Origin of the sequence: Tritonibacter multivorans, assembly GCF_001458415.1 — a bacterium.
Lineage (GTDB): Bacteria > Pseudomonadota > Alphaproteobacteria > Rhodobacterales > Rhodobacteraceae > Epibacterium > Epibacterium multivorans.
Map to the genome: position 1 here is coordinate 171,821 of NZ_CYSD01000037.1, position 20,103 is coordinate 191,923.

Genomic DNA, 20,103 nt, shown 5'->3' on the forward strand with positions numbered 1-20,103 from the left:
TCCCATGACCACCGCGCTTTTGACCCATGCCGATTGCCTGACCCACATCACGCCAGAGGGCCATCCCGAGCGTGTCGCGCGGCTGGAACACGTTCTGCACGCGCTTGAAGATCTGGATCTGAAACGCGTCACCGCGCCCATGGCGGCTGAAGATGATCTGCTGCGGATCCACCCCGCGGGCTATATTGAACAACTGCGCGCTGACTTGCCCGATCAGGGCATCGTGCAAATCGATTCTGACACCCATCTGTCGCCCGGCTCGCTCGATGCGGCCTTTCGCGCAGCAGGCGCTGCGGTGCGCGCGGTTGATCTGGTTCTAACCGGTGGTGCGCAAAACGCGTTCTGCGCCACCCGCCCGCCGGGCCACCATGCAGAAACCGATGTCTCGATGGGGTTCTGCCTCTTCGGCAATGCGGCGCTGGCAGCAAAACACGCGCTGGATCATCATGGGCTTTCGCGCGTGGCCGTCGTGGATTTCGATGTGCACCATGGCAATGGCACCCAGGACCTGTTGTGGGACGAAAAGCGCGCCCTGCTGATTACATCGCAACAAATGCCGCTTTGGCCGGGCACCGGGCGGCGCAGCGAAGACGGGGCGTTTGACAATGTTCTGAACCTGCCGCTTGACCCGGGCAGCACCGGTCTTGCCATGCGTCAGACCTATGTGGACGAGGTCTTTCCACGCCTGCGCGCCTTCAAACCCGAACTGCTGATTATCTCTGCCGGGTTCGACGCCCACGCCGATGACCCGCTGGCACAACTGAACTGGCAGACCGAAGATTTCCGGTGGCTGACAGGCGAGCTGTGCACTCTTGCCCAAGAGCTCTGTGATGGACGTATCGTCTCGACTTTGGAGGGCGGATATGATCTGAACGCGCTGGCACGGGCAACCCGCGCCCATGTGGAAGAACTGATAAAGGCTGCGACATGACCACCGAAACACCCGTCGAACAAATGAGCTTTGAACAGGCCATGCGCGAGCTGGAAACCGTCGTGGACCAGCTGGAGCGTGGCGATGTGGCGCTGGATGCCTCTATTGCCCTGTACGAACGCGGCGCGCTGCTGAAAAAGCGCTGCGAGGACGAGCTGAAGCGCGCCGAAGAAAAGGTTGCCGCAATCAAGCTCGACGGCAGTGGCGCCGCCATTGGGACGCAACCTCTGGACGCAGGCTGACCTAAAATGCCCGGTACAGACACGGTTACAGACACGGCGCAGTTTGCTGCCGCACTGAAATCTGCTCAAGCCAAAATCACCGCCCATGCCGAGCTGCGCCTCGGGGGCGAGGATCGTCTGCACGCCGCCATGCGTTATGCAATTGTTGGTGGCAAAATGCTGCGTGGTTTCTTGGTGCTGGAAAGCGCGCGTCTGCATGGCGTGGCCGAGGCCGCCGCCTTGGACGCTGCATTGGCGATTGAATGCGTGCATGCCTATTCCCTGGTGCATGACGATCTGCCTTGCATGGATGATGACGACCTGCGCCGTGGCCAGCCGACGATTCACCGCAAGTGGGACGAGGCCACCGCCGTGCTGGCAGGGGACAGCCTGCAAACGGTTGCGTTTGAACTGCTCGCACGTCCTGAGGTCGGCCCCCATGCCATCACGCTGGTTGCAACCCTCGCGCAGGCGGCAGGCAAGGACGGCATGGTATCCGGTCAGATGCTGGATATTGCAGCAGAAAGCGCTGACATGCCGCTGACGCTGGACCAGATCACCACGTTGCAGGAACGCAAGACCGGTTGCTTGTTCGAATGGTCTGCGATTGCTGGTGCGCTACAGGCAGGCGACAGCCCAGACGCCCTGCGCGCCTATGCCCGCGCGCTTGGTCTTGCCTTTCAGATCGCCGATGACATCTTGGATGTAGAAGGCGACGCCGTCAAAGTTGGCAAAGCCCTGCGCAAAGATGCCGACGCCGGCAAAGCCACCTTTGTTTCGCTTCTGGGCCTCGATCAGGCCAAAGCACAGGCCGAAGCCCTTTGTGATCAGGCGTGCGACGCACTTGCGCCCTACGGTGATGACGCTGAAACCTTGAAGCAGGCCGCGCGCTTCGTTATCTCGCGCGACAACTGATAAAACGCCAGCAGGAGCCCGCACACAATGTCGGATCGGCCCCATACCCCGCTTTTGGACCAGATCGCCTCTCCGGCGGATCTGAAACGTCTGTCCGATGCCCAGCTGGAACAGGTCGCGCAGGAACTGCGCCAAGAAACCATTTCCGCTGTATCCGTGACCGGTGGCCACCTTGGCGCGGGCCTTGGTGTGGTTGAGTTGACGGTGGCCTTGCATGCGATTTTTGACACCCCAAAGGACAAAGTCATCTGGGATGTGTCGCACCAGTGCTACCCGCATAAAATCCTGACTGGACGCCGCGACCGTATCCGCACCCTGCGCATGAAAGACGGGCTGTCCGGGTTCACCAAACGTTCGGAGAGCCCGTTTGACCCCTTTGGCGCGGCGCATAGCTCTACCTCAATCTCAGCTGCGCTTGGATTTTCCGTCGCGCGCGATCTGGGCGGCGTGGTGGACGAAGGTCTGGGGGACGCGATTGCTGTGATCGGCGATGGCTCCATGTCGGCTGGCATGGCGTTCGAGGCAATGAACAACGCAGGCCATCTGGGCAAGCGGATGATCGTGATCTTGAACGACAATGAAATGTCCATCGCCCCGCCGGTGGGCGCGCTGTCGTCTTATCTGTCCCGCCTTTATGCCGAAGAACCCTTCCAGGATCTGAAAGCCGCCGCAAAAGGCATGGCGTCAATGCTGCCGGAACCCTTCCGCGAAGGGGCGAAACGCGCCAAAGACATGCTGAAGGGCATGGCCGTTGGCGGCACCCTGTTTGAAAGCCTTGGCTTTTCCTACCTTGGCCCGATTGATGGCCACGACATGGACCAGCTGCTGCCGGTTCTGCGCACGGTAAAAGCACGCGCCACGGGGCCTGTGCTGATCCATGTGCTGACAAAAAAGGGCAAAGGCTACGCCCCGGCAGAAGCCGCCCGCGACAAAGGCCACGCCACGGCCAAGTTCGACATGGTCACCGGCGAACAGAAAAAGGCACCGTCCAACGCGCCCTCCTATACCTCAGTCTTTGGGAAGACGCTGGTGGATCTTGCGGCAACAGATTCAAAAATCTGCGCTGTGACGGCGGCCATGCCCGATGGCACCGGCCTGAACCTCATGGCCGAACGCTACCCCTCGCGCACCTTTGACGTCGGCATTGCCGAACAGCACGGCGTGACCTTTGCGGCCGCACTCGCCGCAGGCGGGATGAAGCCCTTCTGCGCGATGTATTCCACCTTCCTGCAGCGTGGCTACGATCAGGTTGTCCATGACGTGGCGATCCAGCGCCTGCCCGTGCGCTTTGCCATTGACCGCGCAGGTCTGGTGGGCGCCGATGGGGCGACCCATGCAGGCTCTTTCGATGTGGCCTATATGGCCAACCTGCCCGGCATGGTGGTCATGGCCGCCGCCGATGAGGCAGAGCTGGCCCATATGACCGCCACCGCCGCCGCCTATGACGACGGCCCCATTGCCTTCCGTTATCCGCGTGGCGAAGGCGAAGGTGTCGACATGCCCGAAGTGCCGGAAATTCTTGAAATCGGCAAAGGCCGCATGATCCAGACCGGCGCCCGCGTCGCGCTTTTGTCCTTTGGCACCCGTCTGGGCGAAGTGCGCAAAGCCGCCGAAGCCCTGGCCGCGAAGGGCATCACCCCGACCATTGCCGACGCCCGTTTTGCCAAACCGCTGGACCGCGATATGATCCTAGATCTGGCCGCCAATCACGAAGCGCTCATCACCATCGAGGAAGGCGCTGTAGGCGGTTTCGGATCCCACGTCGCGCAGCTCTTGGCGGATGAAGGCGTCTTTGACAGCGGCCTCAAGTACCGCTCCATGGTGCTGCCCGATACGTTTATCGATCAGGCGAGCCCCGCGGATATGTACGAAGTCGCTGCGATGAACGCACCGCAGATCGAAGCCAAAGTGCTCGAGGTGCTAGGTGTGGCGCAAATCGGCGAAAAACGCGCCTGATTAGGCCCTAATAAAGGGCATCACACCCCCGGCGGCGCGGCTGGGGGCACAAAGCTCGCCAGATCCTCGGCCTCCAGCACCGCCTGCAGGCCGCTGCGATACTCCGGATAACGCAGGTTCACACCCAGCTCGTCCTTGATGCGGTCATTGCGCACGCGTTTGTTCTCGCCATAGAAACTGCGCGCCATGGGGGTCATGCCGGCCTCATCAAAGGGCACTTCCGCAGGCACCGGCAGGCCCAGCAGTTCAGCGGCATGGCCCAGCACATCCTGTGGCGGCGCGGGGTAGTCATCGCAGACGTTATAAATCGCACCGGGATTGGGCCGCGCGACGGATGCCTCCAGCACGGTTGCGATGTCTTCCACATGAATGCGCGAAAACACCTGTCCCGGCTTCACAATCCGCCGCGCCTTGCCGGACATCAGCTTGGCAAAGGGGCCACGACCCGGGCCATAGATCCCGGCAAGGCGAAAAATCTGCAGCGGCAAATCAGGCACTGACTGCCACGATGCCTCTGCTGCGGCCCGCCAGTCTCCGCGGCGACTGGACGGTGTCACGGGCGTGGTTTCATCCACCCAGGCGCCGTCATGATCGCCGTAAACCGCCGTGGTCGACAAATAGCCGAACCACTCAAGGCCGGGCAGCGCTGCGATCTGCGCACCAAGCGCTTGGAACACCGGATCCCCGCTCTCTGTCGGTGAAATGGAATGCAGAATATGGGTCACCCCGTCCAAAGGCAGCTCCTGCCCCGGCCACTGATAGGCCTCGACGCCCTCCGCCTCGAACGGTTCTCGCGAGGTGCCGATCACCCGCCACCCCTGCGCCTGCAGGCGTGTGGCGAATTCACGAGCACTGTATCCGTACCCAAGGCAAAGAAGAGTTTTAGGGGCGTCTTTTGTCATATCCGATAGATGCGGCGCAAAAATGCCAGATGCAAGACCTGTGCCGAACCCCAAAGAGGGCCGAGGTCGAAAGACGCCAGAATTTTACGCAGCCATGCCTCAGCGGTCGATATGACCGAGATCCTGTTCAGGAGAGATCACATCGCGCAGCCGCGCCTTCAGCTCTTTGGCGTCGGGAAAGCCCCCATCGCGCTTGCGTTCCCACAGGACGGCTCCATCGACGGTCACCTCAAAGGTGCCGCCGATCTCGCCGGGCACAAGGGTCACACCGCCCAGCTGCTCCTGAAAGGTCGACAGGATCTCCTGCGCCATCCAGGACGCGCGCAACATCCAGTTGCAGCCGATGCAATAGGTGATGGTAACAACTGGCTTTGCCATGGGGGCGCTCCTTAGAAATGCTTCTCTAACAAGGAGGATTACACGCGTTTCCCATCGGCGTCGATCACCAGACCACCGTCTTCCTTAGCCCAGGGGCCTTTGGGCCAGGTTTCCAGCAGGTCCAAGACATCCTCGGACGGGCGGCACAGGCGCACACCGTTTTTGCAGGCCACGATCGGCCGGTTCACCAGAACCGGATGCACCAGCATCTGCGCAAGAATCTCCTCATCCGAGACCGACTCGTCCAGCAGGCCCAGCTCTTCTGCGGGTGATTTGGATGTGCGCAAAGCGGTACGCGGGGTCAGGTCGGCGGCGGCAAACAGCGCCAGCAGCTGCGGCCGGGTCCAGCCGGTGTCCAGATAATCGATGACGTCAGGCTCGTAACCGGCGTCGCGGATGATCTGCAGCACATTGCGCGACGTGCCGCAGGCGGGATTGTGATGAATAGCTATTTTCATGATCAGACAAATAGTCCTTCTTCATGACGCTGTTATGATGACGAACTAGAGCACTTGCACTCGCCTCGGCAATCATCAAAAGTAGGCCATGACAGACAAGACTTTCCCCAGTTGGCCCGACGTCGCCCCCCAATTAATTGAAGTCGCTGCAGGCCGCGCGCCCGCAGATACCGTCATCAAGGGCGGCAAATGGGTAAATGTTCACACCCGTGAGATCCTTGAAAACCATGACATCGCGATCAAGGCAGGCCGCATTGCTTATGTGGGCCCCGACGCCAGCTATTGCACCGGACCCGACACGCAGGTGATCGACGCCAAGAGGCGTTTCATGATCCCCGGCCTGTGTGACGGCCATATGCATATTGAGTCGGGCATGCTGACGCCTGCGGAATTTGCCCGCGCCGTCATCCCCCATGGCACCACCACCATGTTCACTGACCCGCACGAAATCGCCAATGTGCTGGGTCTGGAAGGTGTACGCCTGATGCACGACGAGGCGCTTTTGCAGCCTGTCAATGTTTACACCCAGATGCCGTCCTGCGCGCCGTCTGCTCCGGGTCTTGAGACCACCGGCTACGAGATTACCGCCGAAGACGTCGTCGAAGCCATGGACTGGCCCGGCATTATTGGCTTGGGCGAGATGATGAATTTCCCCGGCGTGGCAAATGCCGACCCCAAAATGCTGGCTGAAATCGCCGCGACTCAACGTGCGGGCAAAACCGTCGGCGGGCACTATGCCTCACCTGATTTGGGGCCCGATTTCGCAGCCTATGTGGCCGGTGGCCCTGCGGATGACCACGAAGGCACCTGCGAGGCGGATGCCATTGCCCGCGTGCGTCAGGGCATGCGGTCGATGATGCGGCTTGGTTCGGCCTGGTATGATGTGGAAACACAGATTACCGCCGTGACGGAAAAGGGGCTCGACCCGCGCAACTTTATCCTGTGCACCGATGACTGCCATTCGGGCACGCTGGTCAATGACGGCCATATGAACCGCGTGGTCCGCCATGCGATTGCCTGCGGTTGCGACCCGGTTGTGGCCTTGCAGATGGCAACGATCAACACAGCAACGCATTTTGGCCTTGAACGCGAGCTGGGCTCCATCACGCCGGGGCGTCGCGCCGATGTGATCCTGACCTCGGATCTGACCGAACTGCCGATCGAAGTTGTAATCGCGCGGGGTCAGATTGTCGCCGAAGAGGGCGCCATCAAAGTGGACTGCCCGCATTTGGACTGGCCCGACAGCGCCCGTGGCACCGTCCATCTGGGCCATGCGATGACTGGCAAAGATTTTGAGATCGAAGCCCCCGCTGGGGCCAATGCGGTTTCGGCCAATGTCATCGGCGTGGTGGAAAACCAGGCCCCGACCAAAGCGCTGAAAGCCGAGCTGCCGGTGCGGGATGGGCTGGTCGAAGCCGAAGGCGCGGTTTGCCAGATCGCCCTGGTGGAACGTCATCGCGCCACTGGCGGAGTGACCAATGCCTTTGTGTCGGGCTTTGGCTACACCGGCAAAATGGCCATGGCGTCGACCGTGGCCCATGACAGCCATCACATGATCGTCGTCGGCACCTGCCGCGAACAGATGGCGCTGGCCGCAAACCGACTGGCCGAGGTCGGCGGCGGCATCACCATCTTCCGCGACGGCGAAGAACTGGCGCTGGTCGAATTGCCGATTGCAGGCCTGATGTCCGACAGCCCCGCAACCGAGGTCGCCGCCAAGGCGCAACACATGGTCGACGCCATGGAAACCTGCGGCTGCACTCTCAACAACGCATATATGCAGCACTCGCTTCTGGCGCTGGTGGTGATCCCGGAACTGCGGATCTCGGACCTTGGCCTTGTCGACGTGCGTACTTTCCAGAAAATCCCAGTCATAGAGCCGCTTTCATGAGTGATATTCAAACCCCAGACCTGCCGCAGGCCGAAGTGTTCACCGACGCCAAAGCCGCCGTTGCGCGCCTGATCGAACTCTACAATGGTGCGACCAACTTCCTGTGCGACGCCTTTTTGTCCGCCATGGGCGAAGGCGAAGCACCGGCAATGCGCATTCGCGCTTTCTATCCGGAAATCCGGTTCTCCACGAACACCTATGCCCACGTTGATAGCCGTCTCAGCTATGGTCACGTGGCAGAGCCCGGCACCTATTCCACCACGATCAGCCGCCCCGATCTGTTCAAAAACTATCTGACCGATCAGATCGCACTGCTGATGAAAAACCACGGTCAGCCGGTGGAAATTGGCCTGTCCGACACCCCAATGCCCGTGCATTTCGCCGTCGCCTCGCGCCCCGGTCTGACCGTGCCGCAGGAAGGGGCCGCACGCTTCCCGCTGCGCGATGTCTTTGACGTGCCGGATCTGACCACCACCAATGACGACATCGTCAATGGTGTCCATGAATCGCAAAACGGCGAAGGTCCCTTGGCGCTGTTTACGGCACAGCGTATCGATTATTCGCTGGCCCGCCTGTCGCACTATACCGCGACCGACCCGGATCATTTTCAGAACCATGTGTTGTTCACCAACTACCAGTTCTACGTGACCGAATTCGAAGCCTACGCGCGCGCGATGCTGGCAGATCCAAATTCTGGCTACACAAGCTTTGTATCGACCGGCAACATCGAGATCACCGATGCCGAGGCGGAAATTCCGGCGGCAACAAAGATGCCGCAGATGCCGACCTACCACCTCAAGCGTGCCGACGGCAGTGGCATCACATTGGTGAACATTGGGGTTGGCCCGTCAAACGCCAAAACCGCCACCGACCACATCGCGGTTCTGCGTCCACATGCTTGGCTGATGGTTGGTCACTGCGCAGGTCTGCGCAACAGCCAGGCGCTGGGGGATTTTGTTCTGGCCCACGCCTACCTGCGCGAAGACCATGTGCTGGACGACGACCTGCCTGTCTGGGTCCCGATCCCGGCGCTGGCAGAAATTCAGGTCGCGCTCGAAGAAGCGGTGGCCGAGGAAACCGGCCTGTCGGGCTATGACCTCAAGCGGATCATGCGCACCGGCACCGTGGCGACGCATGACAACCGCAACTGGGAACTGCGCTCTGCCCCGGTGCAGCACCTCAGCCAGTCCCGCGCGGTTGCGCTGGATATGGAAAGCGCCACCATTGCCGCGAATGGATATCGCTTCCGGGTTCCCTATGGCACGCTTCTGTGTGTGTCGGACAAACCCCTGCATGGCGAATTGAAGCTTCCTGGCATGGCCTCGGACTTCTATCGCACCCAAGTTGCACGGCATTTGCAGATCGGGATCAAGGCCATGGAGCGCCTCCGCGAGATGCCGGTCGAGCGTCTTCACAGCCGGAAATTGCGGTCTTTCGACGAAACGGCCTTCCTATAAGGGTCCAAAAGTGGCGAAAACGCCGCAAAATAAGGGGTTTTCCACGAAAAACCGCCTATTGCGGGCTTGATCCGAACCGCAACGCGTTGTGTTGTCATACAACATAACGCTAATGTTGCGACCAGAGGCCCCAAGAAGCCGGGCAGTACTAAGGAGATTGAAATGTCCAAACCGATGACCAAAACCCAGCTTGTGGCAGCACTGGCCGAGGAAATGGACAGCGACAAGAAAACCGCAGGCGCAGCGCTGGACGCCGTTTGCAACCTGATCACCCGTGAAGTGTCCGGCGGCGGTGCCGTGACCCTTCCCGGCGTTGGCAAAATCTACTGCCGCGAGCGCCCCGAGCGCGAAGTGCGCAACCCGGCGACCGGCGAGAAGTTCATGAAAGAGGCCGACAAGGTCGTCAAAATGACCATCGCCAAAGCGCTGAAAGACAGCGTCAACGGCGAAGCCTAATCGGCACGCCTCCGGATTTCCGGAACAGGGCCGTCCCTTTGGGGGCGGCCTTTTTCTTTGCGCCTCACGCGAACGTTTGATTTTTCCGCACCCGCCCCCATGTTAGAGCCAAACGACCACAGAGGGAGATCAAGGTGACCCGCTACAAAAAGACCCCAGAGGCCCTGGCCGCCCTGTCGCCAGAAGAATTCTACGTCACCCAGGAATCCGGCACCGAACGCCCGGGCACAGGCCCGCTGCTGAACAACAAGGCCGTTGGCATCTACGTGGACATTGTGTCGGGCGAACCGCTGTTCGCCTCTGGCGACAAATACGAGTCGGGTTGCGGATGGCCCAGTTTCACCAAGCCAATCGAACCGCTGCACATCCAGGAAATCGAAGACCGCACCCACGGGATGATCCGCACAGAGGTCCGCTCCACCCATGGTGACAGCCATCTGGGGCATGTTTTCCCGGATGGCCCGCTGGATCGGGGGGGGCTACGCTACTGCATCAACTCTGCTTCCCTGCGCTTTATCGCGCTGGCCGACATGGAGGCAGAAGGCTACGGTGACTACATCAAACAAGTGGAGACAGGCCAATGACCGCATCCCGACCCGACCGCGCCGTTCTTGCTGGTGGCTGCTTCTGGGGCATGCAGGAACTGATCCGCACGCAACCCGGTGTCCTGGCCACGCGTGTTGGCTACACCGGCGGTGATGTGCCCAATGCCACCTACCGCGATCACGGCACCCATGCCGAAGGGATCGAGATCCTTTATGATCCGGAAAAAACCACCTACCGGGAGATCCTCGAATTCTTCTTCCAGATCCACGACCCGACCACCTTGAATCGGCAAGGCAATGACATCGGCGCCAGCTATCGCTCCGCTATCTATTTCGTGGATGACGCCCAAAAAGAATGTGCGCTCGACACCATTGCCGATGTCGAAGCCTCCGGCCTCTGGCCCGGCGCGGTGGTCACCGAGGTCGAACCGGTGGGCGATTTCTGGGAAGCTGAGGCGGAGCATCAGGACTATTTGCAGCGCCTGCCCAATGGCTACACCTGCCATTTCCCGCGGCCCGACTGGGTTCTCCCCAAACGCAGCTAAACGCGCCTTTGGGTTTCTTTTGGCCCCAAATACTCCCGCCGGAGGCACCGCCTGTTGTCCAATAACAGGCGGTTTTTCAATTGTGTGCGACCCGAGGGCGCCCGCTGGCTGTGACCGTCAACGTGGCTTCCACAAAGACGTCGCGCGCCTCAACCTGCGCGGTGCGAATATCGCGGGCAATATGCAGGTTGATATCAGCGGCCCCTGCCGCTTCGGCAGCGGCCCGCGCCTCAACGGTCAGGCGCTCTTCAAGACAACGAAGCGCTTCCGCACTGTCGGCAAAGTCCTGCGGACCTTCGTCCAGATGCACTCGATACTTGCCTTCAGACGGAGAGGTCACCGCGCCGCTGCGTCTTTGGGTAATCTGCCCCACCACCGCACCAATCGCATTGGCCACACCGCCGTGAGTGGGCAAAACCATATTGGCGTTCAGCCGTTCTCCGACCGCCGGGTAATAGCACGCGGCAGACGCACCCAGGCCGAGCACATCCACGTTGAGGCCTGCTTTGAATGACAGAATGCCGTCATGGCCTGCAAACCCACGTTGGGTCAGGACATGCCGCGCGAGCTCGGATGGCGGCAGTGGAAAATGCTCCGCTTCTTCGGCAAAAGCAGTCTCTAACAAAGCCAAAGCCGTTTGTTCGGTCAGCTGATCTACAATCATCTGTGCCATCTCCTCTGGCCCTGAGGCCAGCGGATTGCCAGTGCCAATGCGGCGACGCGCGAACAGCTGCAAGGCTTTTTCCGCAGCCTCCCGATCCCAGGCTGCCACCCGCCCCAGCACATGGCTCGCATCCGACGGCGTTACCCCCGCAACCTGCACCAAGCCCCGCTCGATCAGGCGTTTCAGGCTGCTTTGCTCCAGGCGAGTTTTCAGCACCTCTCCCAAAGGACGCAGGCCGGTTCCAATCCGCGCCAGCACAGCTGCATCGCGTTCGGGCAACCCCACCGACGGCATTCCAAGGACCGCGCGCACAAATCGCCCGTCGTATTCACCGGGCGTCACAGACCGCAGCTGTACATCCAGCGCAGCATGCACAATTTCAGGCGCCTCATGAGCCACCAGCGAAACCGGCAGTACCCGGCGCGGGCCCAGTGTAATGCCCCCCTCAAGGCCCGAGGCATTCAGATGCACCTGGCTATCGCCGCCAAGCCCCGTGGTGCGCATGGCGACAGCTTCGACCATGGTGCGGAAACCGCCAACTTCAGCCCCCGCCGGATCGATTTGAGGCAAGCCATCCCGGATCAGCGCAACGTCGGTGGTGGTGCCACCAATATCGCTGACCAGCGCGTTTTCCGCGCCTGTCATCCAGCGTGCGCCCACGATGGAGGCAGCAGGGCCTGACAGGATTGTCTCGATCGGGCGTTCACGGGCCTGTTCGGCCGACATCAACGCGCCATCCCCGCGCACCACCATCATTGGTGCCTCGACGCCAAGCGCAGCTAATGTGTCCGCCGCGCGGTTGATCAGACGGTCGATCATCCCAATCAGCCGCGCGTTCAGAACCGCGGTCACCGCGCGTTTCGGACCATTCAGTTTGGACGACAGCTCGTGCGAACAGGTCACGGGCGCGCCTGTGCGTTCGGTGATGATCCGCGCAACTTCCTGTTCATGGGCTGGATTGCGGGTCGCAAACAAAGACGCCACTGCAAAGCCGCTGACGCCCGCGGATTCGGTCTCTAAAAAGGCCAAAAGGGCGTCGCGATCCAAGGGGGCTGCCTCTGTTCCCGCATGGCTGTGACCGCCGGACAAGATCAGTGCCGGGTCGCCCTTGAGCGCTTCGGCAAGCCCATGACGCTCCAGATCCTCAGCCGCAAACCCGACATAGATCAGTGCGACACGCCCCCCCTGCCCTTCGACCAGCGCATTGGTGGCCAGCGTCGTCGACAGGGCTGCCATAGACACCTCAGTTGCGTTGACATCAGCTTCGGCCAGAACCGCCCGTACAGCGCCCCCCACACCAATGGCCAGATCCTGACGCGTGGTGAGCGATTTTGCAGAGGCGATCACCTGATCATCGCGGATCAGTGCTGCGTCTGTGTAGGTTCCGCCCGTATCTACGCCCAGCAATAGCGCCATATGCCTCTCTCCCCCGAAATTTCGCGTCCCACGGATTTAGCGGCTATTTTGGACAGGTCTACCCTATTTGCGTCATGCCAGCCGCTGCGCGGCCCATTGCGCTGCCTCAGCCACGGTTGGGTCCGGGTCGTCACACAGGGCTTGCGCCACGGGGCGCAAATCTGCCTGCGCCGAGTTCCCAATGGCATAAAGCACATTGCGCACAAACCGGTCGCGCCCAATCCGCTTGATCGGCGAGCCCGAGAATTTTTCGCGAAAACCTGCATCATCCAGCGCGGCAAGTTCAGCCAGAGGCGGCGCGATCAAGCCATCGCGCGCGGCGTAGCGAATATCGGACGAGGCCACGGCAAACTTGTTCCAGGGGCACGCCGCCAGACAGTCGTCACACCCATAGATCCGATTGCCAAGCTTTGCGCGCAGTTCCAGATCAATCGGGCCTTTGTGTTCAATCGTCAGATAGGAAATGCAACGCCGCGCATCGACCTGATAGGGGGCGGGGAAGGCATCTGTCGGACAGGCCGTCAAACAAGACCGACACGACCCACAGCGATCCGGCTCAGCCGTGTCCGCAGGCAGCTCCAAAGTGGTGAAAACAGAGCCTAAAAAGGCCCAGTTGCCCCAATCCCGGCTGACCAGATTGCTATGTTTCCCTTGCCAGCCCAGACCTGCCGCCTGCCCCAAGGCCTTTTCTGGAACCGGCGCAGTATCAACGAAAACTTTCACTTCGCCCTCCGCCTCGGCAATCAGCCAGCGGGCCAGACGCTTCAGGCGTTTCTTGACCAGATCGTGGTAGTCCTTGCCCCGCGCATAGACCGAAATCGCCGCGCGATCTGGCAGCCCCACAACATCCATCGGGTTCTCATCCGGAGTGTAGCTTTCGGCCAGCATCAATACGGAGCGTGCCTCGGGCCAAAGGGCGGCCGGGTTTTCGCGCCAGTTCACGCGTTCTTCCATCCAGCCCATTTGGCCGTGATATCCCGCCTCAAGGTAAGCGCGCAGCCGGTCAGGCACCTCGGGCACATCCCAAGGGCGACAGATACGAGCGGACACAAATCCCTCTGCCAGCGCCTGTTTGACAAGGCGCGCTTTCAGATCTTCAGGCTCTAACATGGGCAATGAGCCCCTTTACGCTCAGAAGTCGAGGTCGGTGTAATGCGCAGGTGGGCGGAAGCCCGGCACCTGATCGGCAAGGATGGAGCGGAACGCAGGGCGCGATTTGATCTTGGCGTACCAATCCTTCACCGCCGCCGATCGGTTCCAGTCCACATCGGAAATATAGTCCAGACAGGACAGATGTGCAGCGGCTGCGAAATCGGCAAGGGTCATCTGATCCCCAGCCAGCCAACGGCGGTGATCCAAAAGCCAGGACATATAGTCGATATGGTATTTAATCGCCTTGGCACCTGATTTCACATTGGTGCTGTCCGGGTAGCCTGCGCCAGTGATTTTCTTGTTCACCCGCTCGTAGACAAGTTTCGAGGTGACCTCATTGTGGAACTTGTCATCAAACCAGCTGACAATCCGGCGTACCTCCAGCCGTTCCTCGGGGGATTTGGGCATCAAAGGCGGATTGGGGCGGGTGTCTTCGATGTATTCGCAAATCGGCGCACTTTCGGCCATCAGCATGCCATCCAGACGCAACACCGGCAGCTTGCCCGCAGGGTTGCGGCGCAGGAAATCCGCTTCCTTTTCCCAATAGCGTTCCTCGACCAGCTCGACCTCGATCTTCTTCTCCGCCAGCGACAGGCGCACCTTGCGACAGAAAGGTGAGAGGGGGACGTGATACAGCCGGGCCGTGGACACTGGGGTTCTCCGATTTACTTGGGTCTTGTCCTCACATGCCCTGTGGGCACAAAAACATCAATGCTGGAAACAGGCCGCGCGTCCATCCCGTTCAATGGTCGCCGCGCCGTCAACAATATGAACCGCCCGCCGCCGTGTAAAACTGCCCGGTTCCGAGGCTGACCGCGCCTTGGGATTGGGCAGGATGGCCGCGACCAGCGCCGCCTCGCGGGCGGTCAGATCTGCCGGTGATTTGCCAAAATAGCGATAGGCCGCTGCCTCAATGCCAAAGACACCTTCGCCCATCTCGGCCACATTCAGATAAACTTCTACGATCCGCTTCTTGGTCCAGACTGCCTCGACCACGGGGGTCAGGAACGTTTCAAGCGCTTTGCGGAACCAGCTGCGCCCCTGCCAGAGAAAGACGTTTTTGACCACCTGTTGCGTCAGCGTGGAGGCCCCCCGCTGACCGCCGTCCTCGAGCGCGGTGCGGATGGCCTGAACGTCAAACCCCCAGTGTTCGCAGAACCGCGAATCTTCGGCGGCCACGACAGACCGGGCGACATAGGGCGACATCGCCTCGATCGGGACCCATTCGCGGTCGACCTCGCCCAAACGGCGGTATTCGGACCAGATCGTATGGGTGATCGGCGGGTTCACGACCGAAAACAGCAAAACCAGCAGCAGGAAAAACCCACAAAGCCCCAAGGCCACGCGGGCCAGCCAGCGCGTCAGCCATTTGCGCAGCCGTACCAAAGAGGGGCGCGGGTCGATCCGCTCCTTCAGGGTGGGTTTTGCCTGTTTCTTTTTTGCTGCTCGGGCCATGTCTTTCTATAGCGTCCTGCGCGCCTGCTCTCCAACCTCGAATTTTTGTCTCCGTGCAGGAGTTTGCGGAAGACCGCCAAAGAAAAAACCCCGCGCGCCCAAGGGCAACACGGGGTGAGTTCAGGAATAAGAGGTTATCTTATTCTCGGGGATTATCCCTTATTCGGCCGGAACGGCCGCCTGTTCGACAAAAACCGGGTGCGCCAGCTTGTCGAGCATCTCAATCGGGCAGACCTGCAGGAAGTTCGCCTTCTCGGTGTCCCAGTGCTGCAGGATCTCTGCGGCCTTGCGGCTGCCGGTTTCCTGCACATGGCGTTCGATCAGTTCGCGCAATTGCGTTTCCCAATGGTCGACCTGCAGACCGCCGGTCACCAGGCTTTCCATGTTCATCAGGTCCTGTGCGGTGCCTTCCGGGTCATAGATGTAGGCCATGCCACCGGTCATACCTGCGCCGAAGTTGGCACCGATAGAGCCGAGGATCACCGCAACACCGCCGGTCATGTATTCACAGCCGTTAGAGCCACAGCCTTCGACCACAACCTTCGCGCCCGAGTTCCGCACGCCAAAACGCTCGCCTGCGCGGCCTGCAGCAAACAGGTACCCGTCGGTTGCACCGTACAGGACAGTGTTGCCGATGATGGTGTTCTCCGACGCTTTGAGCGGCGAGGCCATGGACGGGCGCACCACAACGGTACCGCCAGACAGGCCTTTGCCGACATAGTCGTTCGCGTCACCAGAGACTTCGATCTTCAGACCCGGTGCAGCAAAGGCCCCCAGCGACTGACCGGCAGAACCCTGCAGTTTTACCGTCAGGTGATCGGGCTGCAGCGCATTGCGCATGCCAAAGTTCTGCACAATGTGGCTGGAGGTGCGGGTGCCCACGGTCCGGTGCGTGTTCTGCACCGCATAGGACAGCTGCATCTTTTCACCATCGCGCAGGAAGCGGGCTGCATCGCGCACGATTTCCGCATCCAGCGTATCCGGCACATCATTGCGCGGCTTGTCGCGGTTGTACACGATGTCATGTGCCCCATCGACAGTGATCAGCATCGGGTTCAGATCCAGATCATCCAGATGGGCAGAGCCACGAGAGACCTGCGTCAGCAGATCCGCCCGACCGATGACCTCGTCCAGCGACCGCGCACCGATGGACGCGAGGATCTCGCGCACTTCCTGTGCGTAGAAGGTGATGAGGTTCACAACCTTGTCGGCATTGCCGGTGAACTTGCCACGCAGCTCTTCGTCCTGGGTACAGACGCCCACCGGGCAGGTGTTCGACTGGCACTGACGCACCATGATACACCCCATTGCGATCAGCGCAGCGGTGCCGATGCCGTATTCTTCGGCACCCATCATCGCAGCCATAACAATGTCACGGCCAGTGCGCAGACCGCCATCGGTCCGCAGGGTTACGCGTTCACGCAGGTTGTTCATCGCCAGAACCTGATGCGCCTCGGTCAGACCCATCTCCCATGGCAGACCCGCGTATTTGATCGAGGTCGCAGGCGACGCACCGGTGCCACCATTGTGGCCCGAGATCAGGATCACATCCGCTTCGGCCTTGGCCACACCGGCAGCAATGGTGCCAACACCGGAGGACGCCACCAGCTTCACCGTCACTTTACAGCGCGGGTTGATCTGCTTCAGATCGTAGATCAGCTGTGCCAGATCTTCGATCGAATAGATGTCGTGGTGCGGCGGCGGAGAGATCAGGGTCACACCTTTGGTGGAGTGACGCAGGCGCGCAATCAGATCGGTGACCTTCATGCCCGGCAGCTGGCCGCCTTCACCGGGTTTTGCACCCTGGGCCACTTTGATCTCCAGCTCTTCACACTGGTTGAGGTATTCCGCAGTCACACCAAAACGGCCCGACGCCACCTGCTTGATCTTTGCCGATGGATTGTCGCCATTGGGTTCGGGCACGAAGTGTGCCGGATCTTCACCACCTTCACCGGAGTCGGATTTAGCACCGATGCGGTTCATCGCAACGTTCAGGGTCTTGTGCGCCTCGGGGCTCAGCGCGCCCAGGGACATACCCGGCGTGACAAAACGCTTGCGGATCGAGGTGATGCTTTCCACCTCTTCGATCGGCACCGGCTTGCCAAGGGGTTTGACGTCCAAAAGGTCACGCAGGTGGATCGGCGGGTTCGACTGCATCTTGGCCGAATACTGCTTCCACATCTCGAAAGAGGCGCGGTTACAGGCCATCTGCATCATGTGCATCGAGGTTGCTTCCCACGCGTGGGTCTCGCCAGACTTACGCGCCTTATAGAAGCCACCGATCGGCAGCACGCCTTCAACGGTTTCCCAACCTTTGGCGTGGATTTCTTCGGCCTTTTTCTGAATGCCCAGCACACCAATGCCGGAAATCCGCGAGGTCATGCCGGGGAAATATTCTGCAACCATGGCGCGGGACAGGCCCACCGCTTCAAAGTTCAGACCACCACGGTAAGACGAAATCACAGAGATCCCCATCTTCGCCATGATCTTCAGCAGACCCTGATCAATGGCTTCGCGGTAGCGCGCCACGTTTTCGGTCAGGGTGCCATCCAGAAGGCCACGTTCGATACGATCCGCCAGCGAATCTTCGGCCAGATAGGCGTTCACAACGGTTGCACCACAGCCGATCAGCACGGCGAAGTAATGCGGGTCGATACATTCTGCGGACCGTACGTTCAGCGAACAGAAAGTGCGCAGGCCCTGACGGGTCAGATGCGAATGCACGGCCGAGGTCGCAAGGATCATCGGCATGGCCACTTTGCCGCTGCCGGAATGCTGGTCGGTCAGCACAATGTGACCCGCGCCAGAGCGCACGGCCTCTTCGGCCTCCGCGCGAATGCGCGCCAGTGCTTGCAGCAGAGAGCCTTGGCCTGCTTCAAAGGTACAGTCGATTTCCGCCAGCGGAGAGCCAAAATTATCGACCAGCTTGTTCCACTGCGCATTGCCGACAAAGGGGCTTTCCAGAACGATGATCTCGGTCTGCGAGCCATCTTCGTCCAGCACGTTCTTAAGGTTACCAAAGCGCGTCTTCAGGCTCATCACGCGGAATTCGCGCAAGCTGTCGATCGGCGGGTTGGTCACCTGAGAGAAATTCTGGCGGAAGAAATGGCTCAGCGGGCGGTACATCTTGGACAGAACCGCGGACGGGGTGTCATCGCCCATAGAGGCCAGCGATTCCTTGGCGTCTTCGGCCATCGGCGCGAGGATCTGCTCCAGCTCTTCGATGGTATAGCCCGCAGCCACCTGACGGCGGCGCAGCTCTTCACCGGTGAACAGCGGCTCTTCGTTCAGGGAACCCAGCGTTTCATCCAGGTTGTTGATTTTCTGCACCCATTCACCGAACGGCAGTGCACGCGCCAGCTTGTCCTTGATTTCGGTGTCGTGGAACAGCTTGCCCTTTTTCATGTCAACAGCCAGCATCTGGCCCGGACCAAGCGCGCCTTTTTCCACAATGGTCGCCTCGTCAACGGGGACCATACCCGCCTCGGAACCGGCGATCACCAGACCGTCACCGGTCACGACATAGCGCATCGGGCGCAGGCCATTGCGGTCCAAACCCGCGCAGACCCAGCGGCCATCGGTCATTGCCAGTGCGGCGGGGCCATCCCAGGGCTCCATCACGGCATTGCAATAGGAATACATGTCGCGCCAGGCTTTGGGCAGCTCTTCGACCTGCTTGGACCAGCTTTCCGGCACCAGCATGGTTTTCGCCATCGGCGCCGAGCGGCCCGCGCGGACCAGCACTTCGAACACGGAATCCAGCGCCGCAGAGTCAGAGGACCCGCCCGCAATGATCGGCTTGATATCTTCTGCGTGGTCGCCAAAGGTCGCCGAGGCCATGCGGATCTCGTGGGACTTCATCCAGTTGATGTTGCCCTTCAGCGTGTTGATCTCACCGTTGTGCGCCAGCATGCGGAACGGCTGGGCCAGCCACCACTGCGGGAAGGTGTTGGTGGAATACCGCTGGTGGTAGATCGCAAAAGCGGACTCAAAACGCTCGTCCATCAAATCCGGGTAGAATACGGCGACCTGCTCGGCCAGCATCATACCTTTGTAGATGATCGAACGGCAGGACAGCGACGCGATGTACAGCTCGGGCACCTGCGCAGCCGCAGCCGCTTTTTCGATGCGGCGACGGATGACATAGAGTTCGCGTTCAAAGGTCTCTTCGTCCACGCCTTTGGAGTTCGAAATCAGGATCTGCTCGATCTCGGGGCGGGTCGCGTTGGCTTTGTCACCCAAGCAAGACACATCCACCGGCACATGGCGCCAGCCATAGATGTAATAGCCCATGCGCAGCACTTCGGATTCCACGATGGTCCGGCAGGTTTCCTGCGCACCAAAATCGGTGCGCGGCAGGAAAACCTGACCAACAGCCATCAGCTCGTCTTTGCGAGGCTTGTGGCCGGTGCGCTCTACTTGGTCGTAGAAGAAGTTGACCGGGATCTGGACGTGGATACCAGCGCCGTCACCGGTTTTGCCGTCTGCGTCCACCGCACCCCGGTGCCAGATCGCCTTCAGCGCGGTGATGCCGGCCTCGACCACTTTGCGGCTTTTCTTACCGTCGACGGAAACGACCAGACCCACACCACAGGACGAATGCTCTTCTTCCTCAGCATAGAGACCGTTTTCGGCCATCCACTTGCGCTTTGCTTCTTCGGCGCGGACCCAGTTTTCATCATAGTTGGTCATGTTTTCTCTCCTTGCCTGGCGGCGGCGCTGCGCCCTGAACACAGGGGGGCCTGCCGCTTGGGGAATGTC

The 20,103-nt window shown here is 60.6% G+C and carries 17 protein-coding genes; 9 read left to right on the forward strand and 8 right to left on the reverse strand.

Going from position 1 to position 20,103, the window contains the following annotated elements; translation table 11 throughout:
- The first annotated feature begins 4 nt into the window (after window positions 1-4).
- Genes TRM7557_RS11885 through dxs form a run of 4 tightly spaced genes read left to right on the forward strand, consistent with a single transcriptional unit; the run spans window position 5 to window position 4,023 of the window.
- A complete protein-coding gene (locus tag TRM7557_RS11885) occupies window positions 5-931 on the forward strand; it encodes a histone deacetylase family protein (RefSeq protein ID WP_058290426.1) in 927 nt (308 codons plus the stop codon).
- Window positions 928-1,173, forward strand: coding sequence for an exodeoxyribonuclease VII small subunit (locus TRM7557_RS11890; protein WP_058290427.1), 246 nt, complete (start codon window positions 928-930; stop codon window positions 1,171-1,173). Before TRM7557_RS11885 ends, TRM7557_RS11890 begins: the two co-directional genes overlap by 4 nt.
- Window positions 1,174-1,179: 6 nt before the next feature.
- Window positions 1,180-2,067 (forward strand): polyprenyl synthetase family protein, encoded by an 888-nt coding sequence (locus TRM7557_RS11895; protein ID WP_058290428.1) that lies wholly within the window; start codon window positions 1,180-1,182, stop codon window positions 2,065-2,067.
- A gap of 27 nt (window positions 2,068-2,094) precedes the next feature.
- Window positions 2,095-4,023: a 1-deoxy-D-xylulose-5-phosphate synthase gene (gene dxs / locus TRM7557_RS11900; protein WP_058290429.1), complete on the forward strand. Its 1,929-nt coding sequence runs from the start codon at window positions 2,095-2,097 to the stop codon at window positions 4,021-4,023.
- Window positions 4,024-4,043: 20 nt separating this feature from the next.
- On the opposite strand, the gene TRM7557_RS11905 is transcribed toward dxs, so the two are convergent.
- The 3 genes from TRM7557_RS11905 to arsC form a co-directional block, all read right to left on the reverse strand.
- The gene (locus TRM7557_RS11905; RefSeq protein WP_058290721.1) at window positions 4,044-4,925 is read right to left on the reverse strand and encodes an SDR family oxidoreductase; all 882 of its coding nucleotides are present in this window, start codon (window positions 4,923-4,925) and stop codon (window positions 4,044-4,046) included.
- Between the two features lie 99 nt (window positions 4,926-5,024).
- A complete protein-coding gene (locus TRM7557_RS11910; RefSeq protein WP_058290430.1) occupies window positions 5,025-5,303 on the reverse strand; it encodes an Rdx family protein in 279 nt (92 codons plus the stop codon).
- Between the two features lie 38 nt (window positions 5,304-5,341).
- Window positions 5,342-5,761, reverse strand: coding sequence for an arsenate reductase (glutaredoxin) (gene arsC, locus TRM7557_RS11915; RefSeq protein ID WP_058290431.1), 420 nt, complete (start codon window positions 5,759-5,761; stop codon window positions 5,342-5,344).
- An 88-nt stretch (window positions 5,762-5,849) separates the two neighbouring features.
- Between arsC and ade the strand changes: the two genes are divergently transcribed.
- The 5 genes from ade to msrA all read left to right on the forward strand — a co-directional run bounded on the left by ade (window position 5,850) and on the right by msrA (window position 10,655).
- Entirely contained in the window at window positions 5,850-7,652 is a 1,803-nt protein-coding gene (gene ade, locus TRM7557_RS11920; RefSeq protein ID WP_058290432.1) for an adenine deaminase, read from the forward strand.
- Entirely contained in the window at window positions 7,649-9,109 is a 1,461-nt protein-coding gene (locus TRM7557_RS11925; RefSeq protein ID WP_058290433.1) for an AMP nucleosidase, read from the forward strand. The genes ade and TRM7557_RS11925 overlap by 4 nt, the downstream gene beginning before the upstream one ends.
- A gap of 162 nt (window positions 9,110-9,271) precedes the next feature.
- A complete protein-coding gene (locus TRM7557_RS11930; protein WP_058290434.1) occupies window positions 9,272-9,565 on the forward strand; it encodes an HU family DNA-binding protein in 294 nt (97 codons plus the stop codon).
- 134 nt (window positions 9,566-9,699) lie between these two features.
- Window positions 9,700-10,149 (forward strand): peptide-methionine (R)-S-oxide reductase MsrB, encoded by a 450-nt coding sequence (msrB, locus tag TRM7557_RS11935; RefSeq protein ID WP_058290435.1) that lies wholly within the window; start codon window positions 9,700-9,702, stop codon window positions 10,147-10,149.
- The gene (gene msrA / locus TRM7557_RS11940) at window positions 10,146-10,655 is read left to right on the forward strand and encodes a peptide-methionine (S)-S-oxide reductase MsrA (RefSeq protein WP_058290436.1); all 510 of its coding nucleotides are present in this window, start codon (window positions 10,146-10,148) and stop codon (window positions 10,653-10,655) included. The genes msrB and msrA overlap by 4 nt, the downstream gene beginning before the upstream one ends.
- A gap of 76 nt (window positions 10,656-10,731) precedes the next feature.
- Here msrA and TRM7557_RS11945 read toward each other — a convergent pair whose 3' ends face one another.
- The 5 genes from TRM7557_RS11945 to gltB form a co-directional block, all read right to left on the reverse strand.
- Window positions 10,732-12,735, reverse strand: coding sequence for a hydantoinase/oxoprolinase family protein (locus TRM7557_RS11945; protein WP_058290437.1), 2,004 nt, complete (start codon window positions 12,733-12,735; stop codon window positions 10,732-10,734).
- A gap of 72 nt (window positions 12,736-12,807) precedes the next feature.
- Complete coding sequence (queG, locus tag TRM7557_RS11950; RefSeq protein WP_058290438.1) at window positions 12,808-13,845, reverse strand: tRNA epoxyqueuosine(34) reductase QueG; 1,038 nt, start codon at window positions 13,843-13,845, stop codon at window positions 12,808-12,810.
- Between the two features lie 21 nt (window positions 13,846-13,866).
- On the reverse strand, window positions 13,867-14,538 hold the full coding sequence (fzlA, locus tag TRM7557_RS11955; protein ID WP_058290439.1) for an FtsZ-binding protein FzlA: 672 nt from the start codon (window positions 14,536-14,538) through the stop codon (window positions 13,867-13,869).
- A gap of 57 nt (window positions 14,539-14,595) precedes the next feature.
- Window positions 14,596-15,342, reverse strand: coding sequence for a monofunctional biosynthetic peptidoglycan transglycosylase (gene mtgA, locus TRM7557_RS11960; protein ID WP_058290440.1), 747 nt, complete (start codon window positions 15,340-15,342; stop codon window positions 14,596-14,598).
- A 159-nt stretch (window positions 15,343-15,501) separates the two neighbouring features.
- On the reverse strand, window positions 15,502-20,034 hold the full coding sequence (gene gltB / locus TRM7557_RS11965; protein WP_058290441.1) for a glutamate synthase large subunit: 4,533 nt from the start codon (window positions 20,032-20,034) through the stop codon (window positions 15,502-15,504).
- Between the last annotated feature and the right edge of the window lie 69 nt (window positions 20,035-20,103).

What these genes read in the sequence shown, in the direction of transcription:
- TRM7557_RS11895 (WP_058290428.1), top strand. Translation starts at nt 1,180, where the DNA reads ATGCCCGGTACAGACACGGTTACAGACACGGCGCAGTTTGCTGCCGCA.
- queG (WP_058290438.1), bottom strand. Translation starts at nt 13,845, where the DNA reads ATGTTAGAGCCTGAAGATCTGAAAGCGCGCCTTGTCAAACAGGCGCTG.
- TRM7557_RS11945 (WP_058290437.1), bottom strand. Translation starts at nt 12,735, where the DNA reads ATGGCGCTATTGCTGGGCGTAGATACGGGCGGAACCTACACAGACGCA.
- dxs (WP_058290429.1), top strand. Translation starts at nt 2,095, where the DNA reads ATGTCGGATCGGCCCCATACCCCGCTTTTGGACCAGATCGCCTCTCCG.
- TRM7557_RS11925 (WP_058290433.1), top strand. Translation starts at nt 7,649, where the DNA reads ATGAGTGATATTCAAACCCCAGACCTGCCGCAGGCCGAAGTGTTCACC.
- msrA (WP_058290436.1), top strand. Translation starts at nt 10,146, where the DNA reads ATGACCGCATCCCGACCCGACCGCGCCGTTCTTGCTGGTGGCTGCTTC.
- TRM7557_RS11890 (WP_058290427.1), top strand. Translation starts at nt 928, where the DNA reads ATGACCACCGAAACACCCGTCGAACAAATGAGCTTTGAACAGGCCATG.
- arsC (WP_058290431.1), bottom strand. Translation starts at nt 5,761, where the DNA reads ATGAAAATAGCTATTCATCACAATCCCGCCTGCGGCACGTCGCGCAAT.
- TRM7557_RS11930 (WP_058290434.1), top strand. Translation starts at nt 9,272, where the DNA reads ATGTCCAAACCGATGACCAAAACCCAGCTTGTGGCAGCACTGGCCGAG.
- TRM7557_RS11905 (WP_058290721.1), bottom strand. Translation starts at nt 4,925, where the DNA reads ATGACAAAAGACGCCCCTAAAACTCTTCTTTGCCTTGGGTACGGATAC.
- mtgA (WP_058290440.1), bottom strand. Translation starts at nt 15,342, where the DNA reads ATGGCCCGAGCAGCAAAAAAGAAACAGGCAAAACCCACCCTGAAGGAG.
- TRM7557_RS11910 (WP_058290430.1), bottom strand. Translation starts at nt 5,303, where the DNA reads ATGGCAAAGCCAGTTGTTACCATCACCTATTGCATCGGCTGCAACTGG.
- gltB (WP_058290441.1), bottom strand. Translation starts at nt 20,034, where the DNA reads ATGACCAACTATGATGAAAACTGGGTCCGCGCCGAAGAAGCAAAGCGC.
- ade (WP_058290432.1), top strand. Translation starts at nt 5,850, where the DNA reads ATGACAGACAAGACTTTCCCCAGTTGGCCCGACGTCGCCCCCCAATTA.
- TRM7557_RS11885 (WP_058290426.1), top strand. Translation starts at nt 5, where the DNA reads ATGACCACCGCGCTTTTGACCCATGCCGATTGCCTGACCCACATCACG.